This window comes from Mesorhizobium sp. M0761 (assembly GCF_040320205.1).
Classification (GTDB): Bacteria; Pseudomonadota; Alphaproteobacteria; order Rhizobiales; family Rhizobiaceae; genus Mesorhizobium.
The window spans coordinates 183,254-201,935 of record NZ_JAMYPF010000005.1 but is presented as its reverse complement, the minus strand read 5'-3'; the positions used below and the strand labels follow the sequence as shown (position 1 = coordinate 201,935).

The window sequence follows — 18,682 nt, the reverse complement described above, 5'->3', positions numbered from 1 at the left end:
TATCATCCGATCGAGGGTGAGCAGCGAGCTGGCGGAGAAACAGCCATGGCGGGCAACAAGGATCATGGCGGGCTTGGCGCCGCCTATTCGGCGCAACGGCCCGAGGACGTCGCCGCGATCTATGACAGTTGGTCGGAAACCTACGATGCCGACATGTCGGCCGCCGGCTACCGCCATCCGACGATCTGCCTGGCCCTGCTGGCCCGCCATCTGCCGCGCGGCGCCGCACCGCTTCTCGACGCCGGCGCCGGCACCGGGCTGATCGGCGAGTGGCTGGCCATCACCGGCTATCCCCAGGTCGAAGCGCTCGATATTTCGCAAGGCATGCTGTCTAAAGCGGCGGCAAAGGGCGTCTATTCGGCGCTGCATTGCCTGGCGCTCGGCGGGCCACTGCCCTTTGCCGACAATGCCTATGCCGGCATCGTCTCGGCCGGCGTTTTCACCTCCGGCCATGTCGGCGCCGAGGGGCTGGACGAACTGATCCGCGTCTGCCGTCCCGGTGGCGTCATCGTGCTGACCATCAAGAACACGCTGTGGAACGCCGGCTTTGCCGATCGCATCGCTGCGCTCGAGGCTGAGGTCAGGGTCGTTCGTGCCGAGGAGACTGCGCCTTATGTTTCGATGCCGGGCGAGGCTGACACCGTGCCCAGCCGCGGCCTTGTACTCCGTGTGAGCTAATCCAGGTTTCGTCTACGCCTTGATCCTGCTCATCGAAGAATCGTACATCGGTTCGAGATGAATGTTGGCCGGCGTCCGTTCCATCGCGACCACCAGCTCATAGTCCCCTGAGCTGAGAAAATCGTCGCTGACGCCATCGGCGTTGCGGACATAGCCATAGCCGATGTTCTTAGCCAGCGTGTAGCCATAACCGCCGCTGGTGAGATAGCCGACCGGTTCGCCATTGCGCAAAATCGTCTCGCGCCCGACCAGCACGATATCGGGATCGTCGACCGTGAAGCCGGCAAAGCGTTTCTTCAGGTCGGCGCCGCTGATCTTTTCGAGCGCCCGCCGGCCGACGAAATCGGTGTTCTTCCTCAGCTTCACCGCCCAGCCGAGGCCGGCCTCCTGAGGCGTGTCGTTGGGGGTGATGTCGGAGCCCCAGGCGCGGTAGCCTTTCTCCAGCCGAAGTGATTCCAGCGCCCGGTAGCCGATCGGCCGGATGCCGTGCGGCTTGCCTGCCGCCATCAGCGTGTCGAAAATCTCGCCGGTGGCGGCGATCGGCACATGCAATTCCCAACCAAGCTCGCCGACATAGGTGACGCGCAGCGCCCGAACCGTATGGCCGGCAGTCGTGATCTCGCGGATATGGCCGAACGGGAAGGCGGCGTTCGAGACATCGGCATCGGTCACGGCAGCCAGAACGTCGCGGGCCCGCGGTCCCATCAGTGAGAGCGTGCCGAAATCCTCGGTGACATCTTTCAGCGTCACGTCGAGGCCCTTGCCGACATGGTCGGCGATCCAGGAGAGATCATGCGTGCGGAAGCCGGTGCCGGTCACGATGTAGAATTTGTCTTCGGCGAGCCTGGCCACCGTCAAATCGGCCTCGATGCCGCCGCGCGTGTTGAGAAGCTGCGTGTAGGTCAGCCGTCCCACCGGCTTGGCGACATCGTTGGCGCAGATCCAGTCCAGCGCCTTAGCCGCATCCGAACCCGTCATTTCGTATTTGGCGAAGGACGACTGGTCGAAGATGCCGACTTTCTCGCGCACATGGCGATGCTCCTCGCCGACCGGGCCAAACCAGTTCTGCCGGCCCATGGAATAAATGTCTTCGGATGTGGCGCCCTGCGGCGCGAACCAGTTCGGCCGTTCCCAGCCGAGCTTGGAGCCGAACACCGCGCGGTGCGCTTTCAGCCGCTCGTAGAGCGGCGAGACGATGCGCGGCCGGCCCGACAAATACTCCTCATGCGGAAAGCCGATCGTGTAATGCTTGCCATAGGCTTCCAGCGTGCGATCGCTGACCCATTGCCGGTCGCGGTGCAAATTGGAAAAGCGCCTGATGTCGACCACCCAAAGGTCGAGCGGCGCTTCACCATCGACAACCCATTGCGCCAGCACCCAGCCGGCGCCGCCGCCGGAAGCGATGCCGAAGGCGTTGAAGCCGGCGCCGACGAACATGTTGGCGCATTCGGACGCGACACCGAGGATGAAATTGCCGTCCGGCGTAAAACTCTCCGGCCCGTTGATCATCTGCTTGACGCCGACCGTCTCCAGCGCCGGCACGCGCGCGATCGCCTGGCTCATATGCTGTTCGAAATGATCGTAGTCGTCGTCGAACAGGCGGAACTCCCAGTCATCGGGGACATCGCCGCCGGGCAGGCCGGTCGCCCAGGCCTGCGGGTTCGGCTCATAGCCGCCCATCACCAGCCCGCCGACCTCTTCCTTGAAATAGGTGCGGCGGTCGGGATCGCGGATTGTCGGCGCGTCGGTCGCCAGCCCGTCGATCTTCTCGGTGATGATGTACTGGTGCTTGACCGGTTGCAGCGGCACGCAAATGCCGGCCATCGCGCCGACCTGGCGTGACCATTGCCCGGCGCAGTTCACCACCTTGTCGCAAGCAATGTCGCCCTTGTTGGTCTTCACCGCGGTGATGTGCCCGTCCGTCATGTCAAAGCCGGTAACGCGGACGTCCTCGAACAGCTTGGCGCCATGCATGCGCGCGCCCTTGGCCAGCGACTGCGTGATGTCGGAGGGGCTGGCCTGCCCATCGGTCGGCAGCCAGGAGGCGCCGACGAGGTCGCCGGTCTCCAGCAGCGGCCACATCTTTTTGACCTCCCCCGGCGACAGCAACTGCATGTCCATGCCGAAGCTCCTGGCCGTCGTCGCCAGCCGTTTATATTCGGTCCAGCGGTCGGCATTGGTCGCAAGCCTGAGGCACCCGGTCATCTTCCAGCCGGTAGCGAGCCCGGTTTCGGCTTCCAGCCCCTTGTAGAGCTCGACCGAATATTTGAGCACGCGGGTGATCGAGGCGGACGAGCGCAGCTGGCCGACCAGCCCGGCCGCGTGCCAGGTCGAACCCGAGGTCAGCTTCCCCTGTTCCAGCAGCACGACATCGGCCTTGTGGTCGCGTGCCAGGTGATAGGCCGTCGAACAGCCGATAATGCCGCCGCCGATGACGACGATGCCGGCATGTGTAGGCAATGTCATGACTGTGTCCCGTACTTCGTGCGGTAATTGTCCAGCGCCCCGTCGAGCCGCGTCAGGTTCTCCGCGGTGTAGGCGACGTAGTCGATGCCGGGCGCGTCGAGGTAAAGTTCGGAAACCATGCTCCACATCGCCTCGCGCAGCAGCGAGGCGCATTGCATGGCCGCGTGCGAGCGGCGGATCGCCTCATCCGGCTCGCGCATGAAATACGCCGTGAGGAAAGTGAAGGACTCCGCGTCGCTCATCTCGGCGTTGGAGGCAACGCCGGCAAGATCGAACATCGCGGTGTTGAAACCGGCATATTCGAAATCGATGAGCCACAACCTGTAGCCATCGTCGAGAATATTTGCCGGCAAAAGATCATTATGGCCGAACACGATCGGCAGCAGCTTCTGCGCCCGCTCCAACTCGTCGGCCAGAGCCAGCAGCCTGGGCAGTTCGTCGCGCTTGCGGCTGCCGCCTTCGCTCAGCGTTCGCGCATAGTCGCGGATGACATGGAAGACCCAGAACATGAAGCCGGCGCCGGAGATGTGATTGGGCATCTCGCGATGGAACCCGCGCATAAGGGCCGCGACGCGGCCGATATTGGCGCGCACGTCCTCGGCAACATAGGTTTTCGCGCCGAGAAATTCCGTGACCATGATGCCGGGTTCGGAATGGTGGACCGCCGGCGCGAAGCCTGCGGCGTGCGCCGCGCGGGCCGTCATCACCTCGCGGTCGCGAAAGACGTGGTGAAATGGATAGTCCTGGCCGAAGCGCACGACATGCCGCCCGGCCGCGTCCTTGACCAGATAGTTGGCGTTGCTGAGGCCGCCCGGCAGCGGCGCAATGTCGATGCTGCCATTCCAGCAAGGCAAGGCCCGGATGCGGTCTTCAGCAGTCACGGGGCCATCCCTGACTTTTGCGGAGCTTTCCTGGGCGCCATGCGCCGCGCAACGAGCGTTGGGAAACGCAAAAAATCTCGTCGGTGCGGGACGCAGGAACTCCTATCCCGCGCCGCACCGACGAGCCCCTCTGGCCAGGTTTTGATACCCGGTCTCCGCCCCCGCGGATTTGAGAAACTTTTGTGCCAGTTCAAACCCAGACGGTCTGGCCAGACGGTCCGGTCCGTGAATTGCGGCTCTGCCATCACCCTCCCGTGGCAGTTCCGAAGCTGTCACGCCGTCAATGTCACGCCAGTGCTACCTAACTGTCAATGAAATGTTGTGACTTTTTTTGGGTGTTTTGCCCGAAACCACGAGCAATTCCTTTAAAAACGGCGGCATTGCCTTAAAACCGGGCAGGCCGCAAATTCAGGAAGCCAGATGATCCATTCGAAACGGCATGGCGAAATCCTCCGCCTCCTCAAGGAAGAGGGCACCGTCACCATTGCCAGCCTCGCCGACCGGCTGGGGGTTTCGCTTGAAACGGTGCGCCGGGATGTCAAGCCACTGACCGGCAATGGCTCGGTGCTCAAGATGCATGGCGCCATCGGCCTGCCGTCGATGGCCGGCGAAGCGCCCTTCGAGCGGCGCATGCGCGACAATGCCGAGGCCAAGCGGCTGATCGCCCGCATGGTCGCTGCCACCATTCGCGACGGTGAATCGGTCATGCTGGACACCGGCACCACGACCTCGTTCCTGGCCCGCGAACTGCTCGGCCACCGGCGGCTGACGGTCGTCACCAACTCGTCCGATATCGCCCGCACGCTGGCCACCGTCAACGGCAACAAGGTCTATATGGCCGGGGGCGAATTGCGCAGCGATTCCGGGGCCGCCTTCGGCGCCTCGGCGATCGATTTCGTCAGCCGCTTCTCGGTCAGCCATGCGGTGATTTCGATCGGCGCCGTCGATGCCGCCGCAGGCCTTGCCGACTACGATCTGGAAGAGGCGGAGTTCGCCCGCATGGTGCTGTCGCGCGGCCAGCGCTCGCTGGTCATCACCGACCACACCAAGTTCGGTCGCCAGGGTCTGGTCCAGGTCTGCGGCTTCGACGGTTTTTCCGAACTCGCCACCGACCAGGCGCCGCCGCGCGACATTGCCTCGGCACTTGCCGAGGCTGGAGCGCGCCTCAGCATCGCTGCGGCCTAGCCAAACACCAGCGACTGGCGCGCCGCGATCCCGGCCATGCCGCCACCCGATACCGCGAAGGCGATGTTGTGCATCATGCGTCCGCGTCGCCGGCCGCATAAGATGTCGTTCTGGTGAAAAATTGTTTTTCAATCATCCGGCTCTTCGCAATGTCCATGCAACTTGGCAGCCGCAAACAGCGCCTCGTCGAAATGCGGGCCGGGCGAATTGCCCGCATCAGCAATGAGGTCACCATGCTGCAAACGATGCCTTGTCTTTCCTCATGGCCTGGACGCTTGCGCGCTCCGACCTGGAAGCGGACCCGGCTTGGCCGGACATTCCGCAACTTTCCGCCGGCGACGGTGTATGACGGTGTATAAGGTGTCCAGGATCAAGAACCTCAAAACCTATGACTGGCGCTTCGCATGACTGATCCACTGTCGGCGATCCTGGGCTTCGGCCTGCTCGGCGTCGCCTGCCTCGCCTTCACAGAAAAGATCCTGCCGCTGCCGCCCTCGCATGTGCTGCTGCTGTTCCTCGGCATGACGGCAGCCTCCGATCTCCTGGCGCTGGCGATTCTGCTCCTGGTGACGACGCTGTCCGCCATCACAGGCTGCCTTGTCTGGTATAGTGTGGGCCGTAGGATTGGATTGGATCGTGCCGACAGGCTGGTCGAGCGTTTCGGCAAATATGTCTGCTTGCGCTATGCGACCTACAGCAAGCTTGGTCAGGCCTATCGCCGCCATCATGTCCGGGTCTCCTTGCTGGCGCAGTTCATCCCGACGGTTCGCAACTATCTGCCGATCGCGGCCGGCGCGCTCCGTCTGCCACTCTTGCCCTTCGCGGCGGCGACGCTGCTCGGCGCCACGCTATGGAACACCGGCTTCCTCGTCACCGGCTACCTTATGCGCGGCAGCGGCCGGGATTCCTATGCCATCGGCTTTCGCATCATCGTCATCGTTTTGGCGCTGGAGACGGCTTTTATGCTCGCGCTTCGCTACGGTCCTGCCTGCCGGCGGCGCCTCGGCTTCGGCTGACAGGAGGCGCCTCAAGCCCTACGGGTAAAAGGCCCGCCTTCGGCTTTCCTTCCCCGTCGCGCCGGTGTTTAGTCCGGCCATGGCTTTCACCATCCGTCAGCTGCAGTTCTTCATTGCCGTCGCCGAGCAAGGCACGGTGTCGGGCGCGGCACAAAACCTCTCCATCTCGCAATCCTCGGTCACCGAGGCGATCAAGGAGCTGGAGAGCGATCTCGGCGTCGAATTGTTCGAGCGCCACCCACGTGGCCTCAACATTACTCACAAAGGCCACCAGTTCCTGCGCCATGCGACCAAGATCCTGGCCGACGTCTCCGATGCGCGCCGCGCTTTCTCCGACGACCAGGTGGTGGCCGGCGGGCGCCTGCAGCTCGGCGTCACCTCGCTGGTCGCCGGCTATGTGCTTTCCGATCTTCTGGCGCGCTATCGCCGCGCCTATCCCGGCGTTGATGTCTCGGCTATCGAGGACAATGGCGACTATCTCGAGCATCTGCTGATCGGCGGCAAGCTCGACATTGCCGTCATGGTCACCTCCAATTTGCGCGACCGCACCGCGCTGCAGTCGGAAATCCTCGAGGTCTCGGCCTACCGGCTGTGGGTCCCGCTCGGCCACAAGCTGGCCAGCGCCGACATTATCGGCATAGGCGACATTGCCGGCGAGCCGCTGATCATGCTTACCGTCGACGAGATCGAGGAGAACACCGGCAAGCTTCTGGCGGCGATCGGCGCCAGGCCGCATGTCGCCTTTCGCACCCGCTCGGTCGAAGCCGTTCGCAGCCTCGTCGCCACAGGTGCGGGCGTGGCGTTGCTGCCCGACCTAGTCTACCGGCCGTGGTCGCTGGAAGGCGACCGCATCGAATCGCGCGACATTTCGGGTTCCCTGCCGGTCGTCCAGGTCGGCATGGTCTGGCGCCGCGGCTCCGGTCTGCCGCAGGCGTCGCGCGACTTCATCGGCCTTGCCCAGTCGCAGCGTATGGTACGCCAGCAGCGTTGATAGGTTGCGTGGTTATCTATCGGAAAAACCGATATCGCGTTTCTGATAAATGAATTTGCGAAACCGGAATTTTCCGAGCACTTTTCATGCCAGGGACGAAAGCCGCCATCAGAGCGGCAACGTGCCATCGGATGAACTGACGCTTTTCAGCCTGCGGCTGACCGCGGCGGCGACTCGCTTCGCAGTCAGGCGCCAAAATGGGAGATTGACGATGAATTCATTCCTGAAGACGTGCACCGCCTTGACGGTCGCGCTGACCTTTTCCGGTCAGGCTGTCGCCCAGGTCAAGGAACTTGGCAAGGGCGAAGGCGAGGTCAGCATCGTTGCCTGGCCGGGGTACATCGAGCGCGGCGAAACCGACAAGGGCTATGACTGGGTGACCTCCTTCGAGAAGGAGAGCGGCTGCAAGGTCAACGTCAAGACCGCGAACACCTCCGACGAGATGGTCTCGCTGATGAATGAGGGTGGGTTCGATCTAGTCACCGCTTCGGGTGACGCATCGCTGCGCCTCGTTGCCGGCAAGCGCGTGCAGCCGATCAACACCGATCTCATCCCGAGCTGGAAGGCGGTAGACGACCGTCTGAAGGATGCGCCCTGGTTCACCGTCGACAAGGTGCATTACGGCGTTCCCTATCAGTGGGGCCCGAACATCTTGATGTACAACACCGATGTCTTCAAGGAAGCGCCCAAGAGCTGGAACGTCGTCTTCGAGGAAATGAACCTGCCGGACGGCAAGTCCAACAAGGGCCGCGTCCAGGCCTATGACGGTCCGATCCACATCGCCGACGCCGCCAACTATTTGATGTTCCACAAGCCGGAACTCGGCATCAAGGACCCGTACGAACTGAACGAAGACCAGTACAAGGCAGCGCTCGAGCTGCTGCGTGTTCAGCGGACGCTGGTCGGCCGCTACTGGCATGACGCCGCCATCCAGGTCGACGATTTCCAGAACGAAGGCGTCGTCGCTTCCGGTTCGTGGCCTTACCAGGTCAACACGCTGGTTGCCGCCAAGAAGCCGGTCGCCTCGACCGTGCCGGAAGAAGGCGTCACCGGCTGGGCCGACACCACCATGATGGAGGCCGACGCCGCGCATCCCAACTGCGCCTATATGTGGCTTGAGCATTCGCTGTCGCCCAAGGTGCAAGGCGATGTCTCGGCCTGGTTCGGCTCGCTCCCCGTGGTGCCCGCTGCCTGCAAGGGCAACGAGCTGCTCGGCGAGGAAGGCTGCAAGACCAACGGCTACGAGAACTTCGACAAGATCAAGTTCTGGAAGACGCCGGTCTCGAAGTGCGCCACCCAGAACGACCAGTGCGTGCCCTACTACCGCTGGGTGTCCGACTATATCGGCGTCATCGGCGGGCGTTGAGCTCCCTTAACCCTCCCCCTTGTGGGGAGGGTCGAAGCGCAGCGTCGGGGTGGGGGGCAGCGCTGACGTCCGGTGCTAGTCACCCCCACCCGCGGCTTCGCAGCGACCTCCCCCATCGAGGGGGAGGTGAAGTGCCGTGCCCGCTGGCCTGATTGGTGGCGGCAAGAGCTATTTCGACGAACCACAAACCGGCAACAGACGGACAGCCCATGACATCGGCCGTTTCCTTCCAGAAAGTCTCTCGCCATTTCGGCAGCGTGCGCGCCGTCGATGCGGTCGATCTCGATATCGTGCCGGGCGAGTTCTTCGCCATGCTCGGCCCCTCCGGCTCCGGCAAGACGACCTGCCTGCGCCTTATCGCCGGCTTCGAGCAGCCGACATCGGGCTCGATCTCGATCTTCGGCGAACGCGCCGAGGGCGTGCCGCCCTACCGCCGCAACGTCAACACCGTGTTCCAGGACTACGCGCTGTTTCCGCATTTGAACGTGCTCGACAATGTCGCCTACGGGCTGATGGTCAAGGGCATCGCCAAGCAGCAACGACAGAAGGCGGCGGAAGAAGCGCTGTCGCTGGTGCGCCTGCCGGGCTATGGCGCCCGCCATCCCGGCCAGCTCTCCGGCGGCCAACGCCAGCGCGTTGCACTGGCCCGTGCGCTGGTCAACCAGCCCAAGGTGCTTTTGCTCGACGAGCCGCTCGGCGCACTCGACCTCAAGCTGCGTGAAAACATGCAGGAAGAGCTGAAGTCGCTGCAGAAGGCGCTCGGCATCACCTTCGTCTTCGTCACCCATGATCAGGGCGAAGCGCTGTCGATGGCCGACCGCGTTGCCGTCTTCAATGACGGCAAGATCATGCAGATCGGCACGCCGGAAGACATCTACCAGCGGCCCAGGACACGCTTCGTCGCCGATTTCGTCGGCTCCTCCAATGTGTTGCCGCCGGATTTCGTCCACCGCTATTCCGGTGAGCACCGCTGGGGCAGCCTGCGTCCCGAATCCATCCGCATCGGCAGCATTGCGAAAGGCGAAGAGGTTGCCGCGCGCCTGGTCGGAACCAACTATCTCGGCGCTACCACAAAACTGGCGTTGAACGCTGATGGCCTGAGGCTGCATGCCATCGTGCCGGCCGGCACGAAACTGCCGGCGGAAGGCGAAGCGGTGGTGCTGACGTTTAATCGCGAGCACCTGCATCTGATGGACGAGCCGGCATGATTGAGGTTGGCGCGAAGCACCCCCCTCTGTCCTGCCGGACATCTCCCCCTCAAGGGGGGAGATTGGCTGTTCCTTCCGCTTTCTCCATTGTTCAGCAGTTCAGAACTGGCAGGGCTGACAAGCTGCTGATCTCCCCCCTTGAGGGGGAGATGTCCGGCAGGACAGAGGGGGGTGTGACGGAACGAGGCCTTTCCGCCATTGATCCAATCACCGCGGTCGCCCCATGACCATCGCCGCGCTCAACTCAACCTCCGCCCCCGCCATCCTGCCCGGCAGCGGCGGCGTGCGCGGTGCGCTGTCCGACCTGTTCTGGCGCAAGCCGCAACTCCTGCTGTTCCTCATGTTGGCGCCGCCGGTGCTGTGGCTCGGCGTCGTCTATATCGGTTCGCTGTCCGCGCTCTTGGCACAGAGTTTCTTCTCGATCGACGAATTTTCCGGCCTCATCAACCATGAGTTCACGCTGAAGACCTATGGCGACCTGTTCCAGCCCGCCAATCTCGACATCATCCTGCGCACGGTGACGATGGCGGTTCTGGTCACGCTGGCCTCCGCCGTCATCGCCTTCCCGATCGCCTATTACGCGGCGCGCTATGCCCGCGGCCGGTGGAAGGCGCTGTTTTATCTCGGAATCATGCTGCCGCTGTGGTCGAGCTACCTCGTCAAGATCTACGCTTGGAAGTTGATCCTCGCCAAGGAAGGCATTCTGACCTGGCTGCTGGCCAAATTGCATCTGCTTTGGATGCTCGATGGCTTGCTGTCGCTGCCGGTCGTCGGCGGCAATTCCCTGTCGGTCTCCGCCACCGGAACCTTCATCGCCTTCGTCTATGTCTGGCTGCCCTTCATGATCCTGCCGGTGCAGGCGGCATTGGAGCGCGTGCCCGGCAATCTGGTCGAGGCGTCCTCCGATCTCGGCGCGTCGCCGGGCCAGACCTTCCGCAACGTGCTGTTCCCGCTGGCGCTGCCCGGCATCGTCGCCGGCTCGATCTTCACCTTCTCGCTGACGCTGGGCGACTACATCATCCCGCAGATCATCGGCACGTCGCGGCTGTTTATCGGCCAGGCCGTCTATTCGCAGCAGGGCACAGCCGGCAACATCCCGCTCGCCGCCGCCTTCACCGTCGTGCCCATCGTCATCATGGGTTTCTATCTCTGGGGCGCCAAGCGCATGGGGGCCTTCGATGCGCTCTGACGGTTCGCAATCCGCTCCGCTCGGCCTCAAGATCGCTGCCGCCTGCGGCCTGCTGTTCCTGCATCTGCCGATCTTGTTGATCTTCGTCTACGCCTTCACCACGGAAGAGAAGAGCTTCGTCTGGCCGCCGCCGGGGCTGACCACACAATGGTTCGCCGTCACCTGGAACCGGCCGGATGTCTGGCAGGCGCTGTCGCTTTCGGTCCGTGTCGCCGCCATCTCGACCGCGATTGCCTTGATGCTGGGCACGCTGTGCGCCGCCGCCGTGTCACGGACGAAATTCTTCGGCCGCGAGACGATCTCGCTGCTCGTCATCCTGCCGATCGCGCTGCCCGGCATCATCACCGGCATCGCGTTGCGCTCGGCCTTCTCGCTAGCCGACATCCCGTTCTCGTTCTGGACGATCGTGCTCGGCCACGCCACCTTCTGCGTTGTCGTCGTCTACAACAATGCGGTCGCCCGTTTCCGCCGCACTTCCGGCTCAATGATCGAGGCCTCGATGGATCTCGGCGCCGACGGCTTCCAGACCTTCCGGCACGTCGTGCTGCCCAACATCGCCACCGCTCTGCTTGCCGGGGGGATGCTCGCCTTCGCGCTCTCCTTCGACGAGGTCATCGTCACCACCTTCACCGCCGGCCAGCAGCAGACCGTGCCGATCTGGATGCTGGAAGAGCTGATCCGCCCACGCCAGCGTCCGGTCACCAATGTCGTCGCCATGGTCGTGGTGCTGGTGACGCTGCTGCCCATCCTTGCCGCCTATTACCTGACCCGCGACGGCGACCAGATCGCCGGTTCGGGCAAATGAAGAACAGCGAATAGGGAGTAGCGAATAGCGAATAGGGGAGATTGCACGACCAGCCCTATTCGCTACTCGCTATTCGCTACTCGCTCCTGACCGAGGAGAACCTGCATGGACACCCAGATGCTGATCGGCTCGAAATTCGAGAACGGCACCGAGACCGAGGAGCCGATTCTGAATCCAAAGACCGGGGCGACCATTCTCAACCTGCCTGAAGCAAACCAGGCGCAGATCGAGGCGGCTGTTACTGCCGCCGGGCGAGCATTCGTCTTGTGGTCACGCACACCGCCGGCGCAGCGCTCCGGCTATCTTCTCAAGATCGCCGACCGCATCGAGGCCAACGCGCGGGAGTTCGCGGCGCTCGAGGCGCTGAATTGCGGCAAGCCGATCAACGCCGTGCTCAATGACGAGATCCCGGCGATCGTCGACTGCTATCGTTTCTTTGCCGGCGCTGTGCGTTCGATGCCGGGCGTGGTCGCCGGCGAATACATTCCCGGCCACACCTCGATGGTGCGGCGCGATCCGATCGGCATTGTCGCTTCCATCGCGCCGTGGAACTATCCACTGATGATGATGGCCTGGAAGCTGGCGCCGGCCATTGCCGGCGGCAACACCGTCGTCTTCAAGCCGTCGGAGCAGACGCCGCTGACGGCGTTGAAGCTGGCCAGGATCCTGGCCGAGGTGCTGCCCGAGGGCGTCGTCAATGTCGTGCTCGGCCGCGGCGACAGCGTCGGCAACACGCTGATTAATCACGCCAAGGTCAACATGATTTCGATCACCGGCGACGTCGCCACAGGCAAGAAGGTGCTGCAGGCCGCCGCCAAGTCGGTCAAGCGCACGCATCTGGAACTCGGCGGCAAGGCGCCGGTCATCGTTTTCGACGACGCCGACCTCGGCGCCGTGGTCAACGGCCTGCGCGCTTTCGGCTACTACAATGCCGGGCAGGATTGTACAGCCGCCTGCCGCATCTATGCCGGCAAGAAGATCTACGACAAGCTCGTCGCCGATCTCTCATCTGCCGTCTCGACCATCAAATACAACCAGCCCGACGACACCGAAAACGAGATCGGGCCGCTGATCTCGCGCCGCCAGCGCGATCGCGTCTCGAGCTTCGTCGAGCGCGCTTCGGAACTGAAGCACATCGAGATCACCACCGGCGGCAAGCCAGGCGAAGGCTCCGGCTTCTATTACCAGCCGACGGTGGTTGCCGGCGCGCTGCAGGAAGACGAGATCGTGCGCCGCGAAGTGTTCGGTCCGGTCGTCTCCATCACCCGCTTCTCCGAAGTCGATGAAGCCGTGAACTGGGCCAATGACAGCGACTACGGCCTGGCATCCTCGGTGTGGACCAAGAACGTCTCGCGCGCCATGGCGACGGCCGCCCGTCTGCAATATGGCTGCACCTGGATCAACACCCATTTCATGCTGACCAACGAGATGCCGCATGGCGGGCTGAAGCAGTCCGGCTACGGCAAGGACATGTCTCTCTATGCGCTGGAGGATTATACCGCCGTTCGTCATGTGATGGTGGCGCATGGGTAGAGGCCGCCACTATCTCTAAAATATTCGCCACCGAGTTTTCTGTATATTAAGCGTGAGTTACCTTTGCGGTACGGCGGGAGTTCACGATTTACTGAATATTCAACCTGAACGAGCAGCCTCTTGCCGGGAAACCGCGCGGCGAGGGGTTTGCGCATGAACACGACCAAGATCAAGCTGGTACTCATTGGCGGCTTCTGTCTGCTGATCGCTGTGTTCGGCGGCAAGGACATGATCAAGAAGAGCGGCTGGCCCGAGGCGCCTGCTGAAATCCTCGCGGTCAATGTCGAATGCGACATGGAATCGACCGCCCACAAGATTGTCTACAAGACCGTCAGCACCGCCACGATCCCGTGCGAACTGGTGGATGCGTTCAAGACGGTTCATGCTGACAAAGAGTGGAAGGTGACCCAGAAATTCACCGGCACCTTGCGCGTCGGCACCGGCGCCGACGCCGTCGAGGCCACGATGGAGCTGAACAAGAACGGTGCCCGCGAACCGCAGGTCGGCGACAAGCTCACCGTCGTCCAGAACCCAGCCAACCCCACCCAGATCGAACGCACCGGCATGACCGGCACGCGTTTGACGATCGTCATTGGGGCTGGACTGCTCGGCGCGTTGCTTCTCTATCTTGCTTTCAAACCCCGCCGGCGGCCGTCGGCCTCCGCCGTGGCGGGCAACCCTGCCGGAGATGCCGGCGCGGACCAGCGCGCGCGCCAGGCCGACGCCTTGATAGCGGCGGCCCTGGCCAAGCAGGCCACATTGCCCAATCAGCCAGCACGTGTCGCGGCTGCCGGATTGGCCAGGGAAGGGCGGTTCTCGGGGCAGCGGACGAGTTTCGGCCGCCGCAACTGATGGCCGAAAACCGATGCACCCGCCACCGCTACTCCACGATGCGATAGATGTTCCAAAGGCTGGTGCCCGACACGACGTAGGGCTCCATCTCCTTGCCCCATTTGGCGTGGGCGTCGATCTTGCCGATCCTGGCGAAGAAACCCTCCAGCTGGGCAAGGCTTTCGACCTGATGATGCGATTCGACCGTCGCTTCCCGAGCTCCGATCGAACCGGTCATGATCTGGAACTCGAGATCGGCAATGCCGACCTGAGAGCCGATCTCGCGTTCCCATTTCTTCAACAGGTCGAGCACGGTCTGCTTGTGCCCGAACTTGGCGTCGATCTGCCATCTGGCGCTGAACATTTTTGTCTCCTCCAGTTTTGCGGCCCAAACCGCGGTTGATCTTTTCGCGGTGCAACTACTCGTCCCAAGCCTGCACGACCGTCTGTCGTGCAATCCGCCCATTCTTCAGCTCCAGCATCGCCGCGCAGAACACTTTCGTTCCGTCCGGATAGACGCAGGCCTGGGTGAAGGCGAGATTGTCGCCGTCGGCGATGGTGGTGTCGACCTTGTGGGTCATCGCCCGGCTGCAGATGTCGTCCCAGAAGGTGCTGATCGCCGCCCGGCCGCGGATCTCGCGCGGCTTGCTCGGCGGATTGTTGCGGTCGATCACCCGCACCAGCGCGTCGTCGGCATAGAAGCTCGCCAGCATCCTGCCGTCCCGTCCTTCGATCGCTTTCTTGATCGCCGCGCCGTCCACGCTTTGCGTCTTTGTCAGCATTTCTTCCTCCATGGCCCGTCGATCGGGCGGTTGATGATCAAGCACTGCCCGGCGCGCACCGCCCGGCATTTTCTTTCACTGCGACTTGGCTTTGACGGCTGCGAACACGCCGTCGGTCTGCTGTTTGAAGGTCGCGAAATCGACCTGGCTGCCGTTGAGCATCGTCGACCAGTGGCGAACGATGGCCGCCATCGCGATCGCCTCCTTGATCTCCTCGTCGGTCGCGCCATTGAGCCTGGCGGCCTCGGTATGGAAATAGATGCAGTACTGGCAGGGGATCTGCGAGGCGACGGCCAGCCCCAGCAGTTCCTTGGTCTTGCCGTCGAGCGCGGTCTTGGGGTTGAGCTGCACGCCCTTGATCTCGGCCCAGGCGCCGGCAACGGCGACATCGGGCAGCGTCTTGAACATGTCCGGCACCGAGCCGAGCGTCGCCTCGATGTCCTTGTAGGCCGCCGCCGCCGAGGCATCCTCGGCCCTGGCGGGAGCGATCGTGAACAGCGCGCCAACGCCTGCCGCTATCACCAACGATTTGATCGACCTGTTTGACTTCAGCATTGCATCCTCCATCCGCAGTGCCTTTCCCGGCGACATCCGCCTGGCCTGCATGGAGAGAATTGGTACGCCTCGACCCCACCTGGCCGCTTCGCCCGAAAGCGCCATGGTCCCTATGGCCCGTCCGGGCCAGCCTGCCTGGCGGAAAATGCCGCTGCCGCCGCCCGTGAGGGCAAATCGAGCTTCAGCAATATGTTGGCGACATGACGCTTGACCGTATGCTCGCTGAGCCTCAGCTCGGCGGCGATCGCGGCATTGCTCTTGCCGTCGGCGATCAGGATAACCACCTCGCTTTCGCGCGCCGTCAGTTGAGCCGGCTCGGCGGGTTTCGCCTTGGAGCGGCAGGCCGGCTCCAGGTGCTGTTCCGACGTCGCCTGGACCAGCGCCAGCGGCTCGTCCAGCTCATCCACCGTGACACGCCCGGCATCGATGAAATGCAGGCCGGACCCCGCCGCCAGATCGGCGGCCAGCCGCGACGCCAGAATATCGCCGCGCCCGGCATGGGCGGCGATCTGCATCGTCACCCGTGCCATCAGCCCCACCGGCGGCCCGCGCATTTCGACCTCGCCGACATGGGCGCCCTGGGCGCTTGCAATGCCCATATGTTGCGCCGCATCGCGCAGTGCCGCCGCGCAGCGTATGGCCCGCGCCGGCCCGTCGAAGCGCGAGATCATCAATTCGCCACGGATGCCAGCGACGCGTCCGCCATGACGGCCGACCAGCTGCCGCCAGCTCTCCTGGAAGCGCTCGCTACGTTCGCTCCACATGCGGTCGCCAACCCGCGCCGTGTCGTAGATGCGTGTCGCCAGAAGAGCGGCAAGCACGCGCTCCGCTTCGGCCACGGCACGCTCGCCGGTCAGGAATTCCTCGATCAGGTCGGCCACCCGGTCGACATCGCCGGTCCAGATCGGGTGGTCGCGCCCGGGGACCTCGACCAGTCGCGCATTGGCGATCTCTTTCGCCAGGAAGCGGCTGGCGTCCGGGTCGACCCGCGCGTCGTTGCGGCGATGAATGAGCAGTGTCGGTGCGCCGATCGCCGAAAGCACGCCGCGCACATCGATTCCGGCATTCATCCGGGCAAGGGCTGCCGCTGCCGTCGGACTGGCCGACAGCCGCTCGAAGCGGGCCCACCACTGGGTGAAATGCGCATCATCTACCCGGCCGGGAGCGAAGTTGGGCAGTGTGGCGCCCGTGCCCCATTCCGTGCCGGCCGTCGCGATGAAGGCCTCGAGGCGCTCCGGCGACATCACCCATTTGTGGAAATGCGCATAACCGCCATAGAGCGCCAGCGCTCGTGTCCGTTCCGGATAGGTGGCGGCAAACAACATAGCCATCGGCGCGCCTTCCGAAGCGCCGAGCAAGGCCGCGCGGCCGCTGCCGGTGGCATCCATCACCGCGCGCACATCGTCCATGCGGGTTTCGAGGCTGGGCAGGTGGCGTGGGTCGACGCGGTCGGACAGGCCGGTGCCGCGCTTGTCGAACAGGATCAGCCGCGAGAACGCCGAGAGCCGTTTCAAGAGCCTGGCGTAGCCCTCGTCTTCCCAATGCAGGTCGAGATTGGAAATGAAGCCGGGCACGAAAACCAGGTCGAACGATCCCTGGCCGACCACCTGATAGGCGATCCGCACGTCGCCGCTGAGGGCATATCGCGTCTCGATCGGCCTCACGTTGCTATCCCGCCCGGCCAGACGATTTCTGATCGCCGACCATAGCAGACGCCCGGCGGATGCGGCAGCCAAACTTTAGAAGACAGGAATATAGCCCGCGGCGAACCGTGTTCGCCCGCCATTTCTGGGGGAGGCTATTTCTGTGGAGCGGCGCTCTCTGCACCCGTGGGTTGGACGTAGCCGATGCTCACATCGGCCTGCTCCTCGGTCTTCGGCCGCTTGATCCTGGCCGAGGCCACGACGACGAGTTCGTCAAAACCTTCGCCGCCGCTGTCCAGCATCTCGAAGAACTGACGGCGCATCCTGGGCTCCCAGAACTTGTTGATGTGCTCGGCCACGCCCGCCACACCTTCCTCGCGGGGCCTTGAATGGAAGAAGGCGGCGATCTGGTTGGCCATGCGCACCAGCTTTTCCCCGGTGCTCGTGTTGTGTTCTTCGTCATGCGACATGCTGGGCAACTCCCAAGACCACCCGTTCCGGGTGGGTGAAAACATCGAAATCGTCGCCGCGCACCAGCGCCACCAGCGTCATGCCGGCCTCATCGGCGGTGCGGATGGCAAGGGCTGTCGGCGCCGACACGGCGATGATGAAGGCGGAGCCGATCGCCGCCGTTTTCTGCACCATCTCCACCGAGACGCGTGATGTCACCACCACCGCGCCCGATGCACCGTCAATGCCGGCCTTGGCCAGCGCGCCGGCCAGCTTGTCCAGCGCATTGTGGCGTCCGACATCCTCGCGCGCCATGACGATGCCCTTGCCGGGAATGTAGAAGCCCGCGGCATGCACCGCGCCGGTTTCCGAATGCAGCGGCTGCACCTTCGACAACAGCCTCACCGAGCGAACGATGTCGTCGGCTTCAAGCGTAAGCTTGGACGCACCAACCTTGTCGACCGAGCGCATCGCTTCCTCGATGGATTCGATGCCGCACAGCCCGCAGCCAACCGGTCCGGCCAAGCGCCGCCGCCGCGCTTCGAAGCGCGTATTGGCCTGGTCCTTCAACCGGATCTGGATATCGATCCCGGCGCCATGGTCCTCGACCTCGATCGCCTCTATCTCGTCAGGCAACGCGATGATGCCTTCGGTCAGCGAGAAGCCGAGCGCGAAATCCTCGAAATCGGCCGGGCTCGCCATCATCACCGCATGGGTGGTGCCGGCAAAGGAGAACGCCACCGGCGTCTCCTCCGGCACCATGCGGTTGGCCGATGTCGTGCCGCTGGCGCGGTGGGCAAGGCGAGAGATTTGGGTGGTGGCTTGGCGTTTGCGGGTCACGAGGCGCGCCCCTCTGCCCTGTTCGTCCTTAGCAGTAGCTGTGGAGGCTCGCGCCTTTCCTCTCCCCCGTCGACCGGGGGAGAGGTGTCAAGCGAAGCTTGACGGAGTGGGGGTCGACTGCTCGCCAGATAGGCCGGTTTGCCTGCTCTTTGGGTTGTGCGCGACTTTCGACGGCTGCGTGTTGCGGGGCCGGCTTCCCCCACTCCGTCGCCGCTTCGCGGCGCCACCTCTCCCCCCTCCGGAGGGAGAAGAAAGGCGCCAGG

General features: G+C 63.7%; 18 protein-coding genes. 10 read left to right on the top strand and 8 right to left on the bottom strand.

Going from position 1 to position 18,682, the window contains the following annotated elements:
• Positions 1–45 precede the first annotated feature (45 nt).
• On the top strand, positions 46–678 hold the full coding sequence (locus NKI32_RS10700; protein WP_023703533.1) for a class I SAM-dependent DNA methyltransferase: 633 nt from the start codon (positions 46–48) through the stop codon (positions 676–678).
• Between the two features lie 12 nt (positions 679–690).
• Here the strand turns inward: NKI32_RS10700 and NKI32_RS10695 are convergent, their stop codons facing one another.
• A complete protein-coding gene (locus NKI32_RS10695; protein WP_353002592.1) occupies positions 691–3,144 on the bottom strand; it encodes a GcvT family protein in 2,454 nt (817 codons plus the stop codon).
• Positions 3,141–4,025: a phosphotransferase gene (locus NKI32_RS10690; RefSeq protein WP_353002591.1), complete on the bottom strand. Its 885-nt coding sequence runs from the start codon at positions 4,023–4,025 to the stop codon at positions 3,141–3,143. The genes NKI32_RS10695 and NKI32_RS10690 overlap by 4 nt, the downstream gene beginning before the upstream one ends.
• Before the next feature lie 420 nt (positions 4,026–4,445).
• On the opposite strand from NKI32_RS10690, the gene NKI32_RS10685 reads away from it, so the two are divergent.
• From NKI32_RS10685 to NKI32_RS10645, 9 genes are all read left to right on the top strand, one after another.
• Positions 4,446–5,210, top strand: a complete 765-nt coding sequence (locus NKI32_RS10685) for a DeoR/GlpR family DNA-binding transcription regulator (protein ID WP_353002590.1) — start codon at positions 4,446–4,448, stop codon at positions 5,208–5,210.
• A gap of 404 nt (positions 5,211–5,614) precedes the next feature.
• Complete coding sequence (locus NKI32_RS10680; RefSeq protein ID WP_023685101.1) at positions 5,615–6,226, top strand: DedA family protein; 612 nt, start codon at positions 5,615–5,617, stop codon at positions 6,224–6,226.
• Positions 6,227–6,305: 79 nt separating this feature from the next.
• Positions 6,306–7,217, top strand: coding sequence for a LysR family transcriptional regulator (locus NKI32_RS10675; RefSeq protein WP_023673412.1), 912 nt, complete (start codon positions 6,306–6,308; stop codon positions 7,215–7,217).
• Between the two features lie 211 nt (positions 7,218–7,428).
• The gene (locus NKI32_RS10670; protein WP_023692632.1) at positions 7,429–8,583 is read left to right on the top strand and encodes an ABC transporter substrate-binding protein; all 1,155 of its coding nucleotides are present in this window, start codon (positions 7,429–7,431) and stop codon (positions 8,581–8,583) included.
• 209 nt (positions 8,584–8,792) lie between these two features.
• The gene (locus tag NKI32_RS10665) at positions 8,793–9,791 is read left to right on the top strand and encodes an ABC transporter ATP-binding protein (protein ID WP_353002589.1); all 999 of its coding nucleotides are present in this window, start codon (positions 8,793–8,795) and stop codon (positions 9,789–9,791) included.
• Positions 9,792–10,014: 223 nt separating this feature from the next.
• Complete coding sequence (locus NKI32_RS10660; RefSeq protein WP_353002588.1) at positions 10,015–10,980, top strand: ABC transporter permease; 966 nt, start codon at positions 10,015–10,017, stop codon at positions 10,978–10,980.
• Complete coding sequence (locus NKI32_RS10655; RefSeq protein ID WP_023819541.1) at positions 10,970–11,785, top strand: ABC transporter permease; 816 nt, start codon at positions 10,970–10,972, stop codon at positions 11,783–11,785. Before NKI32_RS10660 ends, NKI32_RS10655 begins: the two co-directional genes overlap by 11 nt.
• A 105-nt stretch (positions 11,786–11,890) precedes the next feature.
• A complete protein-coding gene (locus NKI32_RS10650; RefSeq protein ID WP_353002587.1) occupies positions 11,891–13,318 on the top strand; it encodes a gamma-aminobutyraldehyde dehydrogenase in 1,428 nt (475 codons plus the stop codon).
• Positions 13,319–13,471: 153 nt separating this feature from the next.
• Complete coding sequence (locus NKI32_RS10645; RefSeq protein WP_353002586.1) at positions 13,472–14,170, top strand: hypothetical protein; 699 nt, start codon at positions 13,472–13,474, stop codon at positions 14,168–14,170.
• A 28-nt stretch (positions 14,171–14,198) separates the two neighbouring features.
• Here the strand turns inward: NKI32_RS10645 and NKI32_RS10640 are convergent, their stop codons facing one another.
• The 6 genes from NKI32_RS10640 to fdhD all read right to left on the bottom strand — a co-directional run bounded on the left by NKI32_RS10640 (position 14,199) and on the right by fdhD (position 18,419).
• Positions 14,199–14,513 carry a hypothetical protein gene (locus NKI32_RS10640; protein ID WP_286489065.1) on the bottom strand — a complete coding sequence of 105 codons (315 nt, stop codon included), beginning with the start codon at positions 14,511–14,513 and terminating at the stop codon, positions 14,199–14,201.
• A 55-nt stretch (positions 14,514–14,568) separates the two neighbouring features.
• On the bottom strand, positions 14,569–15,000 hold the full coding sequence (locus NKI32_RS10635) for a nuclear transport factor 2 family protein (protein WP_353002585.1): 432 nt from the start codon (positions 14,998–15,000) through the stop codon (positions 14,569–14,571).
• Positions 15,001–15,006: 6 nt separating this feature from the next.
• Positions 15,007–15,486, bottom strand: a complete 480-nt coding sequence (locus NKI32_RS10630) for a carboxymuconolactone decarboxylase family protein (RefSeq protein ID WP_353002584.1) — start codon at positions 15,484–15,486, stop codon at positions 15,007–15,009.
• 110 nt (positions 15,487–15,596) lie between these two features.
• The gene (locus NKI32_RS10625; protein ID WP_353002583.1) at positions 15,597–17,150 is read right to left on the bottom strand and encodes an alpha/beta fold hydrolase; all 1,554 of its coding nucleotides are present in this window, start codon (positions 17,148–17,150) and stop codon (positions 15,597–15,599) included.
• Between the two features lie 134 nt (positions 17,151–17,284).
• Positions 17,285–17,599, bottom strand: coding sequence for a formate dehydrogenase subunit delta (locus NKI32_RS10620; RefSeq protein ID WP_353002582.1), 315 nt, complete (start codon positions 17,597–17,599; stop codon positions 17,285–17,287).
• The gene (gene fdhD / locus NKI32_RS10615; protein WP_353002581.1) at positions 17,589–18,419 is read right to left on the bottom strand and encodes a formate dehydrogenase accessory sulfurtransferase FdhD; all 831 of its coding nucleotides are present in this window, start codon (positions 18,417–18,419) and stop codon (positions 17,589–17,591) included. Before fdhD ends, NKI32_RS10620 begins: the two co-directional genes overlap by 11 nt.
• Positions 18,420–18,682 lie beyond the last annotated feature (263 nt).